The 268-nt window shown below is 58.6% G+C and carries 1 protein-coding gene; it reads right to left on the reverse strand.

What is annotated here, in order from left to right; genetic code table 11:
- Positions 1 to 230 (reverse strand): hypothetical protein (locus Q5762_RS38560; protein ID WP_315896977.1); only part of this gene is annotated, 230 nt, incomplete at its 3' end.
- Positions 231 to 268: the final 38 nt, after the last annotated feature.

A 268-nucleotide genomic window follows, 5' to 3' on the forward strand; every position in this document is an offset into this window, starting at 1 on the left:
GCACGTCCTGTGACAGCACCGTTCGGGTTTACCGAGCCGTGCATGAAGCCATCCTTGCCTACCAGACGCATCCATGCGTTATCGCCCTCGGCCAACTGACCGATGCGCTTCTGGATCATCAGGTACTCACGGACCAACTCGATGGCCGCCTGGGCCACTGGGTCCTCTACCTTGACGTGCTCCAAGACCTCATCGTCAACGACAGGTGCGCCATTGTCGGTGAAGTCCACTGGCTCCCATCCTCGATCCATGAGGACTTTGATCAGGT

The sequence above is a fragment of the Streptomyces sp. P9(2023) genome (assembly GCF_032436795.1).
In the GTDB taxonomy this organism is placed as follows: domain Bacteria; phylum Actinomycetota; class Actinomycetes; order Streptomycetales; family Streptomycetaceae; genus Streptomyces.